Source organism: Providencia sp. PROV174 (assembly GCF_028480685.1).
In the GTDB taxonomy this organism is placed as follows: domain Bacteria; phylum Pseudomonadota; class Gammaproteobacteria; order Enterobacterales; family Enterobacteriaceae; genus Providencia; species Providencia rettgeri.
The window spans coordinates 21224-36605 of sequence record NZ_JAMPOT010000007.1 but is presented as its reverse complement, the minus strand read 5'-3'; the positions used below and the strand labels follow the sequence as shown (position 1 = coordinate 36605).

Sequence of the window (15382 nt, the reverse complement as noted above, 5' to 3'; positions counted from 1 at the left end):
GCTATCGGACATTTTTTATCCTGACAGTCGCGAATAAAAACATCATGCTTAATTATTAAGCATTAACATAATTAAATGATGCAATTTTAATAAAAACAAACAAAAAACAGCAAATTTTTAGGGTAAAAAGCGGCAAACAACCTCATTCACCGCTATTCATTATTGTTATAGTTAGAACTGCAGCCCACCCATTTCAGCCGTTACGATGGGTAATTTTGCCTTCATGTACTCTGATGAACAGTGGGTTACTCCCTTGTTCATAAATCATTTCTACAGGCTCTTGCGCATTCCACACAACAAAATCCGCAACAAAACCCACTTTTAATTGCCCATGGCTATTTTCGCGGCCTAACGCCTTCGCAGCGTTACGTGTCACCCCTGCCCATATCTCTTCAGGTGTCAGCTTAAATAATACGGCCGCCATATTCATAATAATACGCAATGAGGCAAAAGGGCTGGTACCTGGGTTAAAATCTGTTGAGACCGCCATAGGAACGTCATGTTCCCGTAACAGCTCAATTGGTGGTAGTTTGGTTTCCCGTAAAAAATAAAATGCCCCCGGCAATAAGACGACTACGGTTCCGCTCGCTTTAAGTGCTTTAATCCCTTCTAGGTCCAAATATTCAATATGGTCAACCGACAAACCTTTGTAGCGGGCAACCAACTCGCTGCCACCTAAGTTTGATAACTGCTCCACATGCCCTTTTACTGGGATCCCTAACTTCTGAGCCGCTGAAAATAACTTTTCACTTTGAGCAAGGGAAAATCCCACACTTTCACAAAAAACATCTACTGCCTCAAACAGGCCTTTTTCCCATAATTCAGGCATGATTTTTTGGCAAATCAAATCAATATATTCATCAGGTTTATCTTTATATTCAGCGGGGACAGTGTGAGCAGAAAGTAAAGTTGAACTGACTGAAATAGGATATTGTGCAGATAACTGCTTTGCGACTAATAATTGTTTTTCTTCATTTTCATAGTCGAGCCCATAGCCTGATTTCATTTCAATACTTGTGACACCTTCTTGAATTAATGCTTCGAGCCTTGGCTTTGCCCGATCAAATAATTCGTTCTCGCTCATTTTGCGGGTTTCACGCACAGTCGAATTAATTCCGCCACCTTGCGCACTAATAGTTTCATAAGAAACCCCATTCATTCGCTGTTCCCATTCAGAAGCTCGGTCGCCGCCAAAAACTAAATGTGTATGGCAATCGATTAATCCAGGAGTTATTAATTTACCTTCGACATCAATAACTTCGCAGTCATTCAATTCAATGTCTTGAGTAGGAACAATTGCAACTATTTTATTATCACGAACAACTAAATCATGGTGATTAATCAGTCCATAAGGGGCTGATAGTACTGGATCCATAGTGGCAATACGGCCATTACGCCAAACGACATCCCGAGAGTGTGTTTTGAATACCATCGCTTTTCCTATTGTTGTTGAATTCAGTTTTATTCATTGCATTAATAAATCGTATAGATATGTATATACAATTAGACTAGCAAGTCCCCTTTTGTCAATGCTTACCTGTAAAAAGGTTATAAATATGTTACTTCACACGAACAATCTGCGATTATCACCATTCATCAAAAATGAGTTACACTACCAACCAGAAAAATTAATCACAAAAATATATTAGTAAAATTATGAAGAAAAAATTTGGTCTAGAAGATGAAGATGTTCGTCTTTTCAAAGAAGCCATTAATGGAGCAAAAAAAATCCGTCAGGACCAAGTCCTGCACGCACCTGTCCGCGCCAAAGTGACACAACCATCCAATAAAAAAATCATACAGGAACAGGTTGACGCCTCTTTTTATTTTTCAGATGAATTTCAACCTCAACTTGAAAATGAAGGCCCAACGCGTTATTTAAGGCCTGATGCTAATCCTTATGAATTAAAAAAACTTCGCCGCGGTGACTACGCTCCGGAGTTGTTTTTAGATTTACATGGCTTAACACAAATGGAAGCAAAGCAAGAAATTGGCGCGCTTATTGCGGCCTGTAAGCGTGAAAATGTCTATTGCGCCTGCATTATGCACGGCCATGGTAAACATGTTTTAAAGCAGCAAACACCACTCTGGCTTGCCCAACATCCTGATATTATTGCTTTTCACCAAGCACCTAAAGAATGGGGCGGTAATGCAGCCTTATTGCTGCTTATAGAAACTGCTGAGAGCGCTCGCCGCTAAGCGCTCATGTTGTTCTGTATTATTTAGCAAATAGCAATTGAGATGGGCTCAACATCCATTCAAACTGACTTTTTTGATGAGCCACATCAATATCAACACATGCCACTGTTGATGTCGTGAACATCGGTGGTTCTTTATGTGGGCACAACTCCGACACTAAATAGCCAACCAGTGGCAAATGAGATACAACCAATATCGCATTTGCGCCTAGCACAGCAATATCGCGAATATGGTCAGCCACAAATGCGGCATTCCCTCCTGGCGTTAATTGCCCTAAAACTTCCGACTTTGCTGGCAAATCAAGGTGCTGGCTCACAACTTGCCGAGTTTGTTCTGCTCTTAAATAGGGGCTCACTAATACCGAATCAATTTTAATACCTTGATTCTGTAGCCATTGAGCCATCAATACTGACTCGTCTTTTCCCTTTTGTGTCAATGGGCGCTCAGCATCGCTAGGCGCGTGTATCGCTGCATCACCGTGACGCATAATATAAACTTGCATAATCCACCATCTGAGTAACCTACCTGATTAAGGCGGTTATTCTTTTGTTGTTAAGCTAATTGTTGTAAAAGTAACCATCAGTTGGGGTGAAATGTGATTCTGCATGAAATGATCAACAAAGAAAATGATTTGAGTAAATTTTTGTGTATGTTTTTTTAGCAGGCCATGTCGCATGTTAAATTTTAGTATTTATTATCAATTAGTTAAATTTAATATAATGATTTATTCTAATCATACGAGCTTTACGTAAAAAAGCCTGATAACCAAAAATATGTTTGGTATCAGGCATTGATTGGTTTTATTGAACAAAGCAACAAACAGTTAATAGGCTAGCTCACCACGCCATTATTGTTCATTACTTGGTTTTATTACATCAACCCCACCTTCTACATTGGCAGAAAAAAAGGTTCGATTATTCTCTGCCATGTCACATAGCAATTCACAAGGCTGGAATTTATCACCATATTTCACGGCGAGGTTATTCAGAGTTTCCACCGTTTTTGCAATCCCTAGGCTATCCATATACCTAAACGGACCACCAAAGAAGGGCGGGAAACCGATACCAAATACCGCTCCCACATCTCCATCACGAGCATTTCTAATGATGTTTTCATCAAGGCAGCGGGCAGCTTCGTTAAGCATCATCATGACACAGCGCTGTGCAATATCCGCTTTAGTCAGTTTATTGTTGGGAACCACTTCAATTAGTGAATAAATGGTTTTATCAACTTGACGTTTACTGGCTTTTTTCCAAAACCACAACTTATTGGTGTGATGACCATATTCATAAAAACCTTTGCCGTTTTTCTTACCTTTACGGTCATCTTTAACCACTTTGTCGAGGATATCAGGCGCCTTAAAACGCTCACCAAAACGTTCAACTAAAATCGGTAAAATTTTTGTTCCTACATCAATGCCCACTTCATCTAACAAATTAAATGGCCCAACAGGGAAGCCAAATTCAACTAAAGCGCGATCAATGTGTTCAATTGATTCACCTTCAACAAGGCATTGCGCGGCTTCACATAAAAATGGTGCTAAAATGCGATTGACATAAAAGCCTGCATCATCCCCCACAACAATCGCTGTTTTACCTTGGCGTTTCGCTAAAGCAACCACTGTCGCAATTGTAGTTTCATCTGTTTGTTGGTGAGGGATCACTTCAACTAAAGGCATTTTATCGACGGGACTAAAATAGTGTAAGCCAATCACTCTTTCGGGATGAGTCGCTTTCTGTGCAATTTGGTGAATAGGTAAAGATGATGTATTAGAAGCAAAAATAACTTGCTGTTTCGACATCTTTTCAACTTCAGCAACCATTTTTTGTTTCAGTGCTAAATCTTCAAATACGGCTTCAATCACAATATCTGCGTTTTCGAGCCCTTGATAATTTAATGTGCCTGATACCTTAGCCATAACAGCTGCACGTTCTCGGGCTAATAATCGCCGCTTGGTAACTCGCTGGGTCAGTAGATCCCAGCTATAACGCAAGGCTTGAGTGACGCCTTTGTCTGAAATATCTTTTATGCGGACGGGTAATTTACCTTGAAACGCAGTGACATAAGCAATTCCTCCCCCCATCAACCCGCCGCCAAGTACACCAACTTGATCAATTTTCAATGGTGTTGCTTGTGCCCCCGTTTCATTTTTTAATGCAGTAACCGCAAAAAATAAATTACGTAATGCAGCAGACTCTGGTGTCATCACGAGCTCACCAAAAGCTTTCGCTTCTTCCGCATAGCCTGCTTGCAAACCTTTATTCATGCCGGTTTTCACAACATGAATAATTTTTTCTGGGGCTGGATAATGGCCTTTAGTTTTGCTTAGTGTTTTTTGTTTGGCACTCTCAAACACTTTATTACGTAGTAATTTGCTGCTTAATAAACGCTGTTGCCAATGGATAGCGGGACGCTGAACGCCCCCTTTTTTCACCATTTTCACCGCAACGTCGAGTAAAATAGGCTCAGGAACCACATCATCAACCAACCCTATTTTCAGCGCCTGTTTAGCTTTTAGCTGGCGGCCTGTCAGCATTAAATCCAATGCATGCGGAATACCAATCAACCGAGGTAAACGCTGAGTTCCCCCGGAGCCAGGTAATAACCCCAATTGTACTTCAGGCAAGCCTAATTTCGTTTTATCATCATTGGAACAAACCCGCGCATGACATGCCAAAGCAAGTTCTAGCCCACCCCCTAAACACGCACCATGTATCGCAGCAATAATAGGCAATGGGTAGTTATCGATTTTATCAAACAGTACGTGACCTGCTTTTGACAGCTCACTGGCTTGGGATTTATTTTCACAGACTGCTATCATGCTAATATCAGCGCCTGCAATAAAATTGTCTTTTTTTCCTGAGGTAATAACTAGCCCTTTCAAACCTGAGGTAGACTGCGCTTGTTGTAAAATCGCCAGGAATTGCTCCGTAAACTGCGCTTTTAGTGTATTTACTTTTTCATTGGGGACATCAATGAAGATCACCCCCACATTTTCGTCATAAATTTCTAAGCTAAAGGCCTGTTGTGTTTTTTCTCTTGTAACTTCTATAGCAGAATTTTGAGCCATTATTCCACCTCTAAAATCATTGCTGCACCTAAACCACCCGCAGCACAAGCTGTCGTTAACCCAAACCCACCACCGCGTCTACGTAACTCATTTAGGGTTTGTGTCACCATTCGTGCGCCTGTCGCCGCAAATGGGTGCCCATAAGCAATAGAACCGCCTAAGACATTAAATTTTTCCATATCCACTTCGCCAATTGCGTGGTCCATTCCCAGTTTCTCTTGAGCGAATTTACGGCTACCAAACATGTGTAAATTAGCAAGAGTTTGCGCAGCAAAGGCCTCATGCATGTCAATCAGGGATAAGTCTTGCAACAATAACCCTGCTCGTTTTAAAGCGAGTGGTGTGGCATAAGAAGGCCCTAATAGCATATCTTCCCATACGTCTATCGCGGAAAACGCATAACTTCGAATATAACCAAGCGGTGTATAACCCAACGATTTTGCTCGAGATTCTGTCATCATCAACACCGCAGCGGCACCATCCGTCAACGGCGTGCTATTTGCTGCAGTAACGCTACCGTGCTTGCGGTCAAATGCAGGTTTTAATTTCGCATAAGATGACAAGACTGAGTTTGTACGCACATTGTTATCTTGGGAAAATGCTTGCTTAAAGGGAGGCATATAGGTAGTCATAACTTCATCATTTAAAACGCCATTTTCCCACGCTTTTGCCGCTAACATATGCGAACGATGAGCGAGTTCATCTTGCTGGGCTCGGCTGATCTGATAACTTTTCGCCATTTGCTCCGCGGTATCCCCCATGCGTAGCCCCGTAGAGTATTCCGCAACACCCGGTGCGACAGGCGCTAAATCCTTCAAGCGTAATTTCGTTAACAGTGATAATTTTTGCCCAACAGACTTTGCTTTACTTAAAGCTAACAATGTCTCTGCCAATTTTTTTGATACGCCAATAGGAAGCACAGAAGATGAATCCGCCCCGCCAGCAATACCGATAGAAATATCACCTACCATCATACTTTGTGCAACATTAACAATTGCTTGAAAACTCGTCGCACACGCTCGGGATACACTATAAGCATCCGTTGAGACGCTCATACCTGTTCCGAGAACAATTTCCCTCGCAATATTAGGCGCTTCGGGCATTTGTACCACTTGGCCAAATACCAGTTGCTCAATCAGGTTTTTGTCTAAATCACTACGGGCTAATAACTCAGCAACTACCGCTTTACCTAAATCGACTGCTGGAATTCCTGCATATGCCGTAGATTGCTTTGCAAAAGGCAAGCGTAGACCACTGACAATGGCGATCCTTTCATTTGTTTTATCTGTATTTTCACCATGGTGGAGATGTTGATTCATGGTCGCTCCTGCTAAAGCAAAAATGAAAATTATAGTTAACTAACTCACTAACCGGATAAAGAGGTCTGACCTGTAATGATTGTTAACATAAAATTCACAATTATCAATGGGTATTAATTAAAAATGCGAGCAGGTACGCAACTTAGAGTAAAAACGCAACAAATTGCAGTAAGGGAAAATGAGGGGATGAAGGAAGCCTTTTATCACTGAGTGTTAATCAGACCACCGTTTTAGCGATAAAAGGCAAATCAGAGCAAATTCAAACGTTTGATTAACGAAGGCCTAATTGAAAAATTAAGCTTTCTGCTTCACAGCTAAAACTAAATTCAGCCGTCAGCTCAGCACCACCCTCTACAGGCTTAATAGAATGGGTTATTACACAAGGATCAGACTCAACAGATTTTGCTTTTTCTGTGAGTGTTTTCAGCATGGTTTCAGCTTCACCTTGTGTAGCAAAAACATGCTGATACGACGCAGTACAGTCTTTATTATCCAATACTGTTCCTACATCTACACAGCAGCAGGCTGCGGTTTCATCCGCGCTACAACGGTTAATCGCATCAGTCATTTTACTCTCCAAATAAACAAACTGTTAAGTCGCTATCATAACGCTGAAAAAGTGCTAAAAACTAGTGTGTATCAAAATATATCGCTAATAATTAAACATAAGTTTGATCTTACCCCGTATTCGCATACTTATTGTTCTCAATTCGTCCGCTTATGTTGCTATTTTGTTAAATATGTCGCATTTTTGAAAACAATTTCACAATAATAGCAAAACAAGCTTGCAACATATCAGGTGGTCAGACCTATACTCTAGTAACTGGTCTGATTTGTCATAACGGCAAGGGACCCTACAATTCTGCGCTTCTTGCGATAGAAGTCGCTTTATTCAAAATAAAACATAAGAGGGTTTTGGTCATGAGCCAGAAAAACCTGTTCTCTAGATCAGCTTTAGCAATAGCAGTGGCAATTGTATCATCCAACGCAGGCGCGGCTGGTTTTTTGCTTAATGAATATTCTACATCCGCACTGGGACGCGCGTTTTCGGGAGCTGGTGCGATGGGCGACAACGCAAGTGAGGGAAGCCGAAACCCTGCTGCCATGATGTTGTTTGATCGCCCTTCTCTTTCTATTGGTGCCGTTTATATTGACCCAAGTGTTGATATTAAAGGCCGCGATAATAGTGCTTTTACTTCCAATGATATTGCTCCAAGCGCAGTTGTACCTAATGCCCATTTCATTTTCCCAATTAATGATAAGTGGGCTGTTGGTACATCAATGACCACCAACTTTGGCTTAGCAACTGATTTCCCTAAGGATTATGCTGGTGGGCCTGTTGGTGGTAAGACTGATTTAAAAACCGTTAACTTAAATTTGAGCGGTGCATATCGTTTCAATGATAATTTCAGTTTTGGTTTAGGTGTTAACGCTGTCTATGCAGATGCCGAAATAACGCGTCATATGGGAGTTGGAGCCTCACAAATCCCATCATTCTTAGGCGTGACGCCAAGCACAACTGCAGCCAAGCTTAAAGGTGATGACTGGGGATACGGTTGGAATACCGGTATCTTATATGAATTTAATCAAGACAACCGTTTAAGCTTCACTTACCGTTCGAAAGTTAAAGTTAAGTTTGAAGATGGTAAATTCTCAAACGACCTTCCAGCAATGGTTGGCGGGCTAAATGGTTCTAGTGTTAAAGGTAAACTTGATCTTAACTTACCAGATATCTGGGAATTTTCCGGTTACCATAAAGTGGCACCTAAATGGGCTCTTCACTACAGTGCTTCCTATACTGGCTGGAGTACATTTAAAGATTTAACTGCCTATCAAAAAAGTAATGGGGATGAGTTATTCCATAAACCAGAACACTTTAAAGATGCATGGCGTTTAGCACTGGGTACCACTTATTTCTATGATGATAATTGGACCTTCCGTACAGGTATTGCTTACGATGAAAGCCCTGTACCTGCCAAATATCGTTCAATTTCCATTCCTGACCAAGACCGTTACTGGTTAAGTGCAGGTACCACTTATGCCTTTAATGAAAATGCCTCTGTTGATGTTGGTATTGCTTACATGCATGGCAAAAAAGTCAATATTAATGAGAAATTAAGCGAAGACAAGCCAAACACAATGACTCATTTCAAATCTGAAGGTTCTGCATGGTTATATGGTGTGAACTTTAACTACGCATTCTAATTAATTGAGTTTTTAAATATCAGGGAGTGCTTTCTCCCTGATATTATTTTCGATTTCAACTTTCCCATCCCACTAATTTTCAAAACTTAACATAAATTTTCTTGACCCTAACCCACATCATATGTAAATTAAATGTTAAGCATATAATTCACTTTTTCATTTCTTTATAAAATAGATACAACCTCACTTTTGAGATAATTCGCTTTATATTTCATTAAATTATAATTCATTCTCTGAATGTTCTTATTTGCAAGTACAACCCAATAGCATAATTTATACTGATGATATCCACTAATATGTATGGCTTTTCATCAAACTGTATTAATCACGCTATATTCTATTATTGGCTACGGCCGTGAAGGCATGTAAAAGAGGCAACAATGACAAAAACTTAGGAGGTTTTATGGGAACACTATTTACTGTCGGTTTTATTGGTGTATTAGGGGTAATCGCCCTGATTGACACTATCTCTCAACGAGGAAAAAGAGACAATGATTAGCTTTTTATTTATCACTCTCTAGTATCATTCGTATACAAGAGAGTGATAAACCTTCCAAAACAATTCAATTTACTAATCTATCGAATCAAGTTGGTCTTCAATCGCTGCCGCATTTGGATTTTCTGTTGCTTTTAACGCGCCACCACTTGATAAGAAATCATTACGTTGGAAATAGGCTTCTCGCATCATTAAGTACGGGTCTGAAGAGTTTTTCAGCAATCCATCTGAATCTAATAACCTTGCTCGGGTTTCAATTCCTTCCAGTGCCCACTTACCTGCTGACATCCAGAATGTGAGATAACTTAGCATTGGATATAAATCATCAACTAAATCACCACCTTGTTCCCTTGGTGTTGCACTGCCATATCCCGGTAGCACCACATAGGGACCATAGCCCACGTCGTAATAACCCAAGGTATTACCAAAGCGTTTGGGTTCTTCCTTAACTAGCTGAGGATTGGCCATTGATGCCACATCAATCAAGCCACCCATACCAAAGACGGTATTAAGGAAAAAGCGGTTAAAATGTTTGAAACCTTGAGTCACTTCACCACGTAGGAAGCTATTTAACATACTTGCAGGTTCTTCAAGGTTAACGAAAAAATTGGTTAATCCATTACGAGCTGGCATCGGGACATAATCATTCCAAGCAACCGCTACAGGCCTCAAGACATAAGGGTCAAGGACGTTATAGTTGAAATTAAACATTGCTCGGTTGAACCCTTCTAAAGGGTCTGAACGCTCATGTGTTTCTGGATCAATGCTACTTGCACAACCTGCAATCAGCACCCCTGCCAGAAAAACACCCGTCATGCGAAACTTCATAACATTTCTCCATTCCCTGCACCGTCCTACTACGGTACTTTCCACTGTAATAACTGTTTTGCTTATAGTAAGGCTAAAAAAAGAATTATGTTAATCCTTTTGAGTTATTTGATTATCATAAAGGCTAATTATAAGCCAATTAATCATATTCTTATTATAAGAAAATTGAACAATTAGTACAAAACAGAAATGTTCCCTCACTCAACTTTAAAAATGATAACCCCCTATTTTCGAATAAAAAACAGTCAAAAAAATATTTATGGTAGATAAATTCGATTATTTGCCCGTAACAACTTGATTCAATTAGGTCTGAACAGTAAAATGCCTTCGCTGTCGTAATTATGACGCCAAAAGTCCCCTTAGTTAAATGGATATAACGAGCCCCTCCTAAGGGCTAGTTGCAGGTTCGATTCCTGCAGGGGACACCATTACCACTTCCAAACACCTCTCAAGACTTCCAATTTTTCAAATAAAAACAAACAATTAATTATTTTGACTTCCAAGAAGGTCTAGTAACTTCTAGTGGAATCTAAGTACTAATGTGTATAGTATTGTGTATAGGTCTAGGTTCGATAAAAAAACTATACACATTATGCTGCTCACTGATATCCAAATTCGTAAAGCTAAGCCTAAAGATAAGGTTTACACCCTAAATGATGGCAATGGCTTATCCCTTCTCATTGAACCCAATGGTTCCAAGGGGTGGCGATTTCGTTATCGCTTTGCGGGTAAGCCTAAAATGATTTCATTTGGCGTGTATGGACAAATTTCTTTAGCCGATGCCAGAAGAAAAAGAGATGAAGCAAAAAAACAGCTTTCAGATGGCATAGACCCAAGTGATGCTCGCAAATCGGAAAAGATCACACAAAAATACGCTGCTGAAAATACGTTTAAAGCCGTTGCAATGGAATGGCATGCATCAAAATGCTCTACATGGTCAAAAGGCTATGCGAGCGAAATATTGCGTTGTTTTGAAAATGATGTTTTCCCTTTCATTGGTAGTCGGCCTATTGACCAATTAGCGCCATTGGAATTACTTGCCGTATTGCAGAAGATAGAAAAACGCGGGGCATTAGAGCAAGCAAGTAAAATTCGCCGTCGTTGTGGTGAAGTGTTTAGGTATGCAGTTATTACAGGCCGAGCAAAATATAACCCTGCCCCTGATTTGTCTGGCGCAATGAATAAGCCTGAAACCAAACATTTCCCATTCTTGCAAGAAAGTGAAATTCCTGATTTTGTCAAAGCGCTTAATAACTACCAAGGCAGTAAAATCACGAAATATGCCACCCAGCTATTAATGCTAACAGGTGTTAGAACTGTTGAGTTAAGATTCGCGGAATGGTCAGAATTTGATTTTGAAAATGCACTTTGGGAAATACCTAAAGAACGAATGAAAAAGCGTCGCCCTCATTTAGTTCCTCTCTCACCACAGGTATTAGAGATCCTTGATAAGCTAAAAGTCATTTCAGGTAACTACTCGCTACTTTTCCCTGGGCGTAATGATGTACGAAAACCAATCAGTGATGCGAGTATAAATAAGGTCATCGCCAAAGTTGGCTATAAAGGTAGGCTGACAGGTCACGGGTTTAGACACATGATGAGCACTATTTTGCATGAAAAAGGCTTTGATAGTGCGTGGATAGAATTGCAGCTTGCGCATGTTGATAAAAACTCCATCCGTGGAATTTATAACCATGCTTTGTATTTAGAAAGTAGAATTAAAATGATGAAATTTTACTCTCTACAATTATTATGATTCGATCCTGTAAATAATTCAGCCTATTTACCCACTCATTAAAGGTTGTCTCTAAAACGAGTACCGAACTTAGTAATAAAACGGCTCATTTATTGTTTCCAGTTTTGGGGCGACATACTCCATTTTTATATACCAATTCGATGACTAAATAAATGGCTTTGCCCATATCGTCAGGTAAAGCGAAAAAAATATTCAAGTTTTCCCAATGTACAAACCAACTTTTACTTATTTATGGGGATTTTTTATATCTAGACTGCAAAACTGTTCAAACAGTATAAGTGCTGAAGCTTCTGTGAAGGTGTGATATACAGTTTTTAATCCCTACAATCACGGCTTTGTAATCTTTCCAAGAGTCATATTTAAGCTAATTTATACCATATAAATGATACATAACTGAACCTATATTTACGGATAAACACTATTTAATGAGTCTGGAAAGCCTTTTAAGTCATCAATATTCCTAAAGGGTTTTTATGCCGTAGGTATTGATTGGCTACGCAAGAAAAATAAACTAATTAATGATAATAGTGTTTTTGGATAAATAGCCATGACGTGTGCTATGCACTGATTTTGGCTATTTTTTATGATAAAAATGTTTCGATTAGTTCCACATAACGTAGTCTCCACCGTTGATTTTATGGCCATGCGGATAAGATGATTGAGGCCTGCTGCAGTTTTAACACCTTTTGCGAATTCAGATGCAAGACTTTAAGTTTCTTCTCGTCCATAATCTGCCTGCCTTTCAGTTGGAATTAATCATATCAAAAGCAGGCAAATACACTGTTTAAATTACAACCTTATAAAAAGATGTAATAAAGATACTAGTTTAATTAACTAAGTCTCTAAATATTTTCCTTAACAATGGAAAATCTTGATTATTTTCAGTATCTAAATAGTCTTCTGCTAGTTTTTTAACGTCCTCATCATCTAGTGGAATAATGTACCCCCTATCATCATTTTTAGTATCAATACATCGAGCCATAAATAATTTTTTGTTCTTTATTTTTCTACAAACTAAGATTCCAACCTTTCCTCTAGATGGTGAAAATCGACCACTGATTTGATCCAGCTCAGGATTATTTATTTCATTAGAATAATTCTTACATTCAACAAACATAAATGGGCAGCAATAATGAGCAGATAACCAATAAAAAAAACCTTCCTTAGACTCATTAGTATACGTAATGTCTATTCGTTTTCTGTCATTGTGTATCTTGTGCTGTTTACTTGGATAGACTAATGATGGATAGAAAATAATCGTAAATATTTTTTCAATTATATCTTCATACTCACTAGCCTTACTTGCTCCTGTAGGTAGAGCCATCATATCAGACACAAGCTGGTTTAACTCTTTTCTAATCTCTTCATTAAAATTATCATTTAATTTATTTTGATTACTTTCCATTAAATGAAATTCTTCTAGCGTTAGTGGCTTTAACCCAATTTGCTTATCTTCTTTATATTCGTCTAAAATATTTTTTCTTGATAATGTTTGTTTCCCAACACTGTCTTTATTATTTCCATATTCTTTAATTAAACTTTTCTTTGTAACTCTTCTTTCTCCACTTTTTAAAACTTGAACTAACGAACTGTTAGAATTAAGGTGTTCTTCTTGCATTGCAGGTAGTAAATAGTGTCGATAATACTCATCAGAATCATAAGACAATTGATGCCTTACTAAATTTTTAGGAACTAATATAACTTTCCCATAACTTGTTTTAGGTAATGAAACAAGCTCATCATACCAACACTGCTTATGAGCATCCCAAATAGAACCTGATGCTATATTTTTTTCAAGTTTCACTCCATAATATTCACACATGTTTTGCGTGTATCGAATAAAAGGCCCTCTTAAAATATTACATACTGCATCCGATATCATATCTATACCAATACCAGGAATTAATAATGCAGTGTCTTCAAGATCTTTTAGTAGTCCCGTTGAAATTACTTTGCTTCTAGTCAAGGCTAACCATACAGATGTTGCTGAATCCTTCCCAAATCCCTTCCCCTTTGAAGCTCCTGATGAGTATCCCAAGTGATACTCATTACTTTCATTTAAACGACTTAATAATTTAATTGCGCCTTCTTGGTTACCCTGACTCATTAGCGTAATAACTTTATCAAAAAAGCTTTGTAAACATGACGTTAACTCATTACCCCAGGCTGAATTAATACTTTTAATAGAGCTAGGATCTAAAAATACAGGAATGTCTGTATCCAGTGGAATATCTACGAAATCAAGATGCTGCTGATTTTTTTTCAAACCATAATATTCAGAAAATCTCACACTACACCTCTAAATCTGAGTTGATATTTAATTTATATTTAATCCCACTAATAAAACTTTACTATACAACTTATAATTTAAACGTAACAACCAATAAAATTATTTTGGTCGTAATCAGAGCTATGTATCACACTGTTTATCAATTTCACATCAAAAGTCACTAAGTCACATCACAAAAAAATATCCAAAAAGCTCTCTAAATAAATTAACGAAGCATAATTTATTTACAAGTAAAATTCACTACACCGCACCCGCCTGCACAATTTGGATCATAAAATTATTTCAGTTTTAAAATTCTACAAAACATATCGCTAAGCCTTACCAAGGCTAGGGCGTTGCCGAAAATTGTAAACTGAAATGTGGGAAAAGATTTTCAATAAATTTCAGTTTACAAGTGAAGTACACTTAGTGAATGAATTTATAATCATTTGAATATAAATAACTTTTCTATTTTACGTGAGATTTTAACTTAAGAGTATGAGCCGCATAAAAACTGAAAAGCCTGCATCTATGCGGGTTGAGAGGAAATAGAAAACTGAAATATGAACGAATTACTTTTTTATTTTAGTGTTTGTTTTTTGAACTAATGAATCTTTATTTAACCACGTATCAATCAAACGGTGGGCTTCTTTTTCTGTATATCCCCTTAGCTCTATAACTTTTTTATTGTCACTCACTTCTATTCGAATATTGCGTTTTTCATTAAACATATTTAATTACCATTAGTAATAATCGCCACTTGGTTACATGTCAAAATTACCTTTATACCATTCGCCTTAATTTACTTTTGATTATGCTCTATTTTCGATAACGTCAAAACATAGTTGCTTTGGCTGATCTTCGGGCTTTTTATGATAAATAGAATGTGAAAACGTCAGCGTTAGCCTATAAGTGTGGCCACATTCAAAATCAGAGCACGAACAATAAATATAATGAGTATTATCCCTACCCTGCCTATCAATTTTCTGAATTTTGGCTTCCTGACCACACTCAGGGCAGTATATTTTCATTACTCGCATTGCTAATCCCCCTTGCCTTATATGCCTTCCAGAACAAAGCTTATTAAATACATCCATTTCCAATTTCACTGGTAACAGTGGTAACACTGGTTACATCATTGATTTTAAATAATTTAACTTGTTACCTTTCCTGCAAAATCACGTGTAACGCAAGGTAACAACCTATTTTTGTTACCTCTTGTTACCACTCACATTAATTT

General features: G+C 38.4%; 12 protein-coding genes and 1 tRNA gene. 4 read left to right on the top strand and 9 right to left on the bottom strand.

Annotated features, from left to right (window positions below; genetic code table 11):
• Positions 1-193 precede the first annotated feature (193 nt).
• Entirely contained in the window at positions 194-1432 is a 1239-nt protein-coding gene (gene hutI, locus PSE60_RS03835; RefSeq protein WP_272664612.1) for an imidazolonepropionase, read from the bottom strand.
• 224 nt (positions 1433-1656) lie between these two features.
• Here hutI and smrB point away from each other — a divergent pair, with 224 nt between their 5' ends.
• Complete coding sequence (gene smrB / locus PSE60_RS03830; protein ID WP_210836373.1) at positions 1657-2199, top strand: endonuclease SmrB; 543 nt, start codon at positions 1657-1659, stop codon at positions 2197-2199.
• 19 nt (positions 2200-2218) lie between these two features.
• On the opposite strand, the gene sixA is transcribed toward smrB, so the two are convergent.
• The 4 genes from sixA to PSE60_RS03810 all read right to left on the bottom strand — a co-directional run bounded on the left by sixA (position 2219) and on the right by PSE60_RS03810 (position 7156).
• Positions 2219-2701, bottom strand: coding sequence for a phosphohistidine phosphatase SixA (gene sixA / locus PSE60_RS03825; protein ID WP_272664611.1), 483 nt, complete (start codon positions 2699-2701; stop codon positions 2219-2221).
• Between the two features lie 345 nt (positions 2702-3046).
• Positions 3047-5269, bottom strand: coding sequence for a fatty acid oxidation complex subunit alpha FadJ (gene fadJ / locus PSE60_RS03820; RefSeq protein ID WP_272664610.1), 2223 nt, complete (start codon positions 5267-5269; stop codon positions 3047-3049).
• On the bottom strand, positions 5269-6588 hold the full coding sequence (gene fadI, locus PSE60_RS03815; RefSeq protein ID WP_210836366.1) for an acetyl-CoA C-acyltransferase FadI: 1320 nt from the start codon (positions 6586-6588) through the stop codon (positions 5269-5271). Before fadI ends, fadJ begins: the two co-directional genes overlap by 1 nt.
• Positions 6589-6859: 271 nt before the next feature.
• Positions 6860-7156: a YfcZ/YiiS family protein gene (locus PSE60_RS03810; protein WP_210836365.1), complete on the bottom strand. Its 297-nt coding sequence runs from the start codon at positions 7154-7156 to the stop codon at positions 6860-6862.
• Positions 7157-7509: 353 nt separating this feature from the next.
• Here PSE60_RS03810 and fadL point away from each other — a divergent pair, with 353 nt between their 5' ends.
• A complete protein-coding gene (fadL, locus tag PSE60_RS03805; RefSeq protein ID WP_272664609.1) occupies positions 7510-8793 on the top strand; it encodes a long-chain fatty acid transporter FadL in 1284 nt (427 codons plus the stop codon).
• Between the two features lie 571 nt (positions 8794-9364).
• Here the strand turns inward: fadL and mlaA are convergent.
• Positions 9365-10117, bottom strand: a complete 753-nt coding sequence (gene mlaA, locus PSE60_RS03800; protein ID WP_004912414.1) for a phospholipid-binding lipoprotein MlaA — start codon at positions 10115-10117, stop codon at positions 9365-9367.
• A 353-nt stretch (positions 10118-10470) separates the two neighbouring features.
• On the opposite strand from mlaA, the gene PSE60_RS03795 reads away from it, so the two are divergent.
• Together PSE60_RS03795 and PSE60_RS03790 are read left to right on the top strand one after the other, a co-directional pair.
• Positions 10471-10545: transfer RNA gene (locus tag PSE60_RS03795), tRNA-Arg, on the top strand.
• 164 nt (positions 10546-10709) lie between these two features.
• Positions 10710-11873 (top strand): tyrosine-type recombinase/integrase, encoded by a 1164-nt coding sequence (locus tag PSE60_RS03790; RefSeq protein ID WP_272664608.1) that lies wholly within the window; start codon positions 10710-10712, stop codon positions 11871-11873.
• 826 nt (positions 11874-12699) lie between these two features.
• Here the strand turns inward: PSE60_RS03790 and PSE60_RS03780 are convergent.
• The 3 genes from PSE60_RS03780 to PSE60_RS03770 all read right to left on the bottom strand — a co-directional run bounded on the left by PSE60_RS03780 (position 12700) and on the right by PSE60_RS03770 (position 15173).
• A complete protein-coding gene (locus PSE60_RS03780; protein WP_272664607.1) occupies positions 12700-14163 on the bottom strand; it encodes a hypothetical protein in 1464 nt (487 codons plus the stop codon).
• Positions 14164-14714: 551 nt separating this feature from the next.
• Positions 14715-14873: a hypothetical protein gene (locus PSE60_RS03775; protein ID WP_269723906.1), complete on the bottom strand. Its 159-nt coding sequence runs from the start codon at positions 14871-14873 to the stop codon at positions 14715-14717.
• Between the two features lie 81 nt (positions 14874-14954).
• Positions 14955-15173 (bottom strand): ogr/Delta-like zinc finger family protein, encoded by a 219-nt coding sequence (locus PSE60_RS03770; RefSeq protein ID WP_272664793.1) that lies wholly within the window; start codon positions 15171-15173, stop codon positions 14955-14957.
• Between the last annotated feature and the right edge of the window lie 209 nt (positions 15174-15382).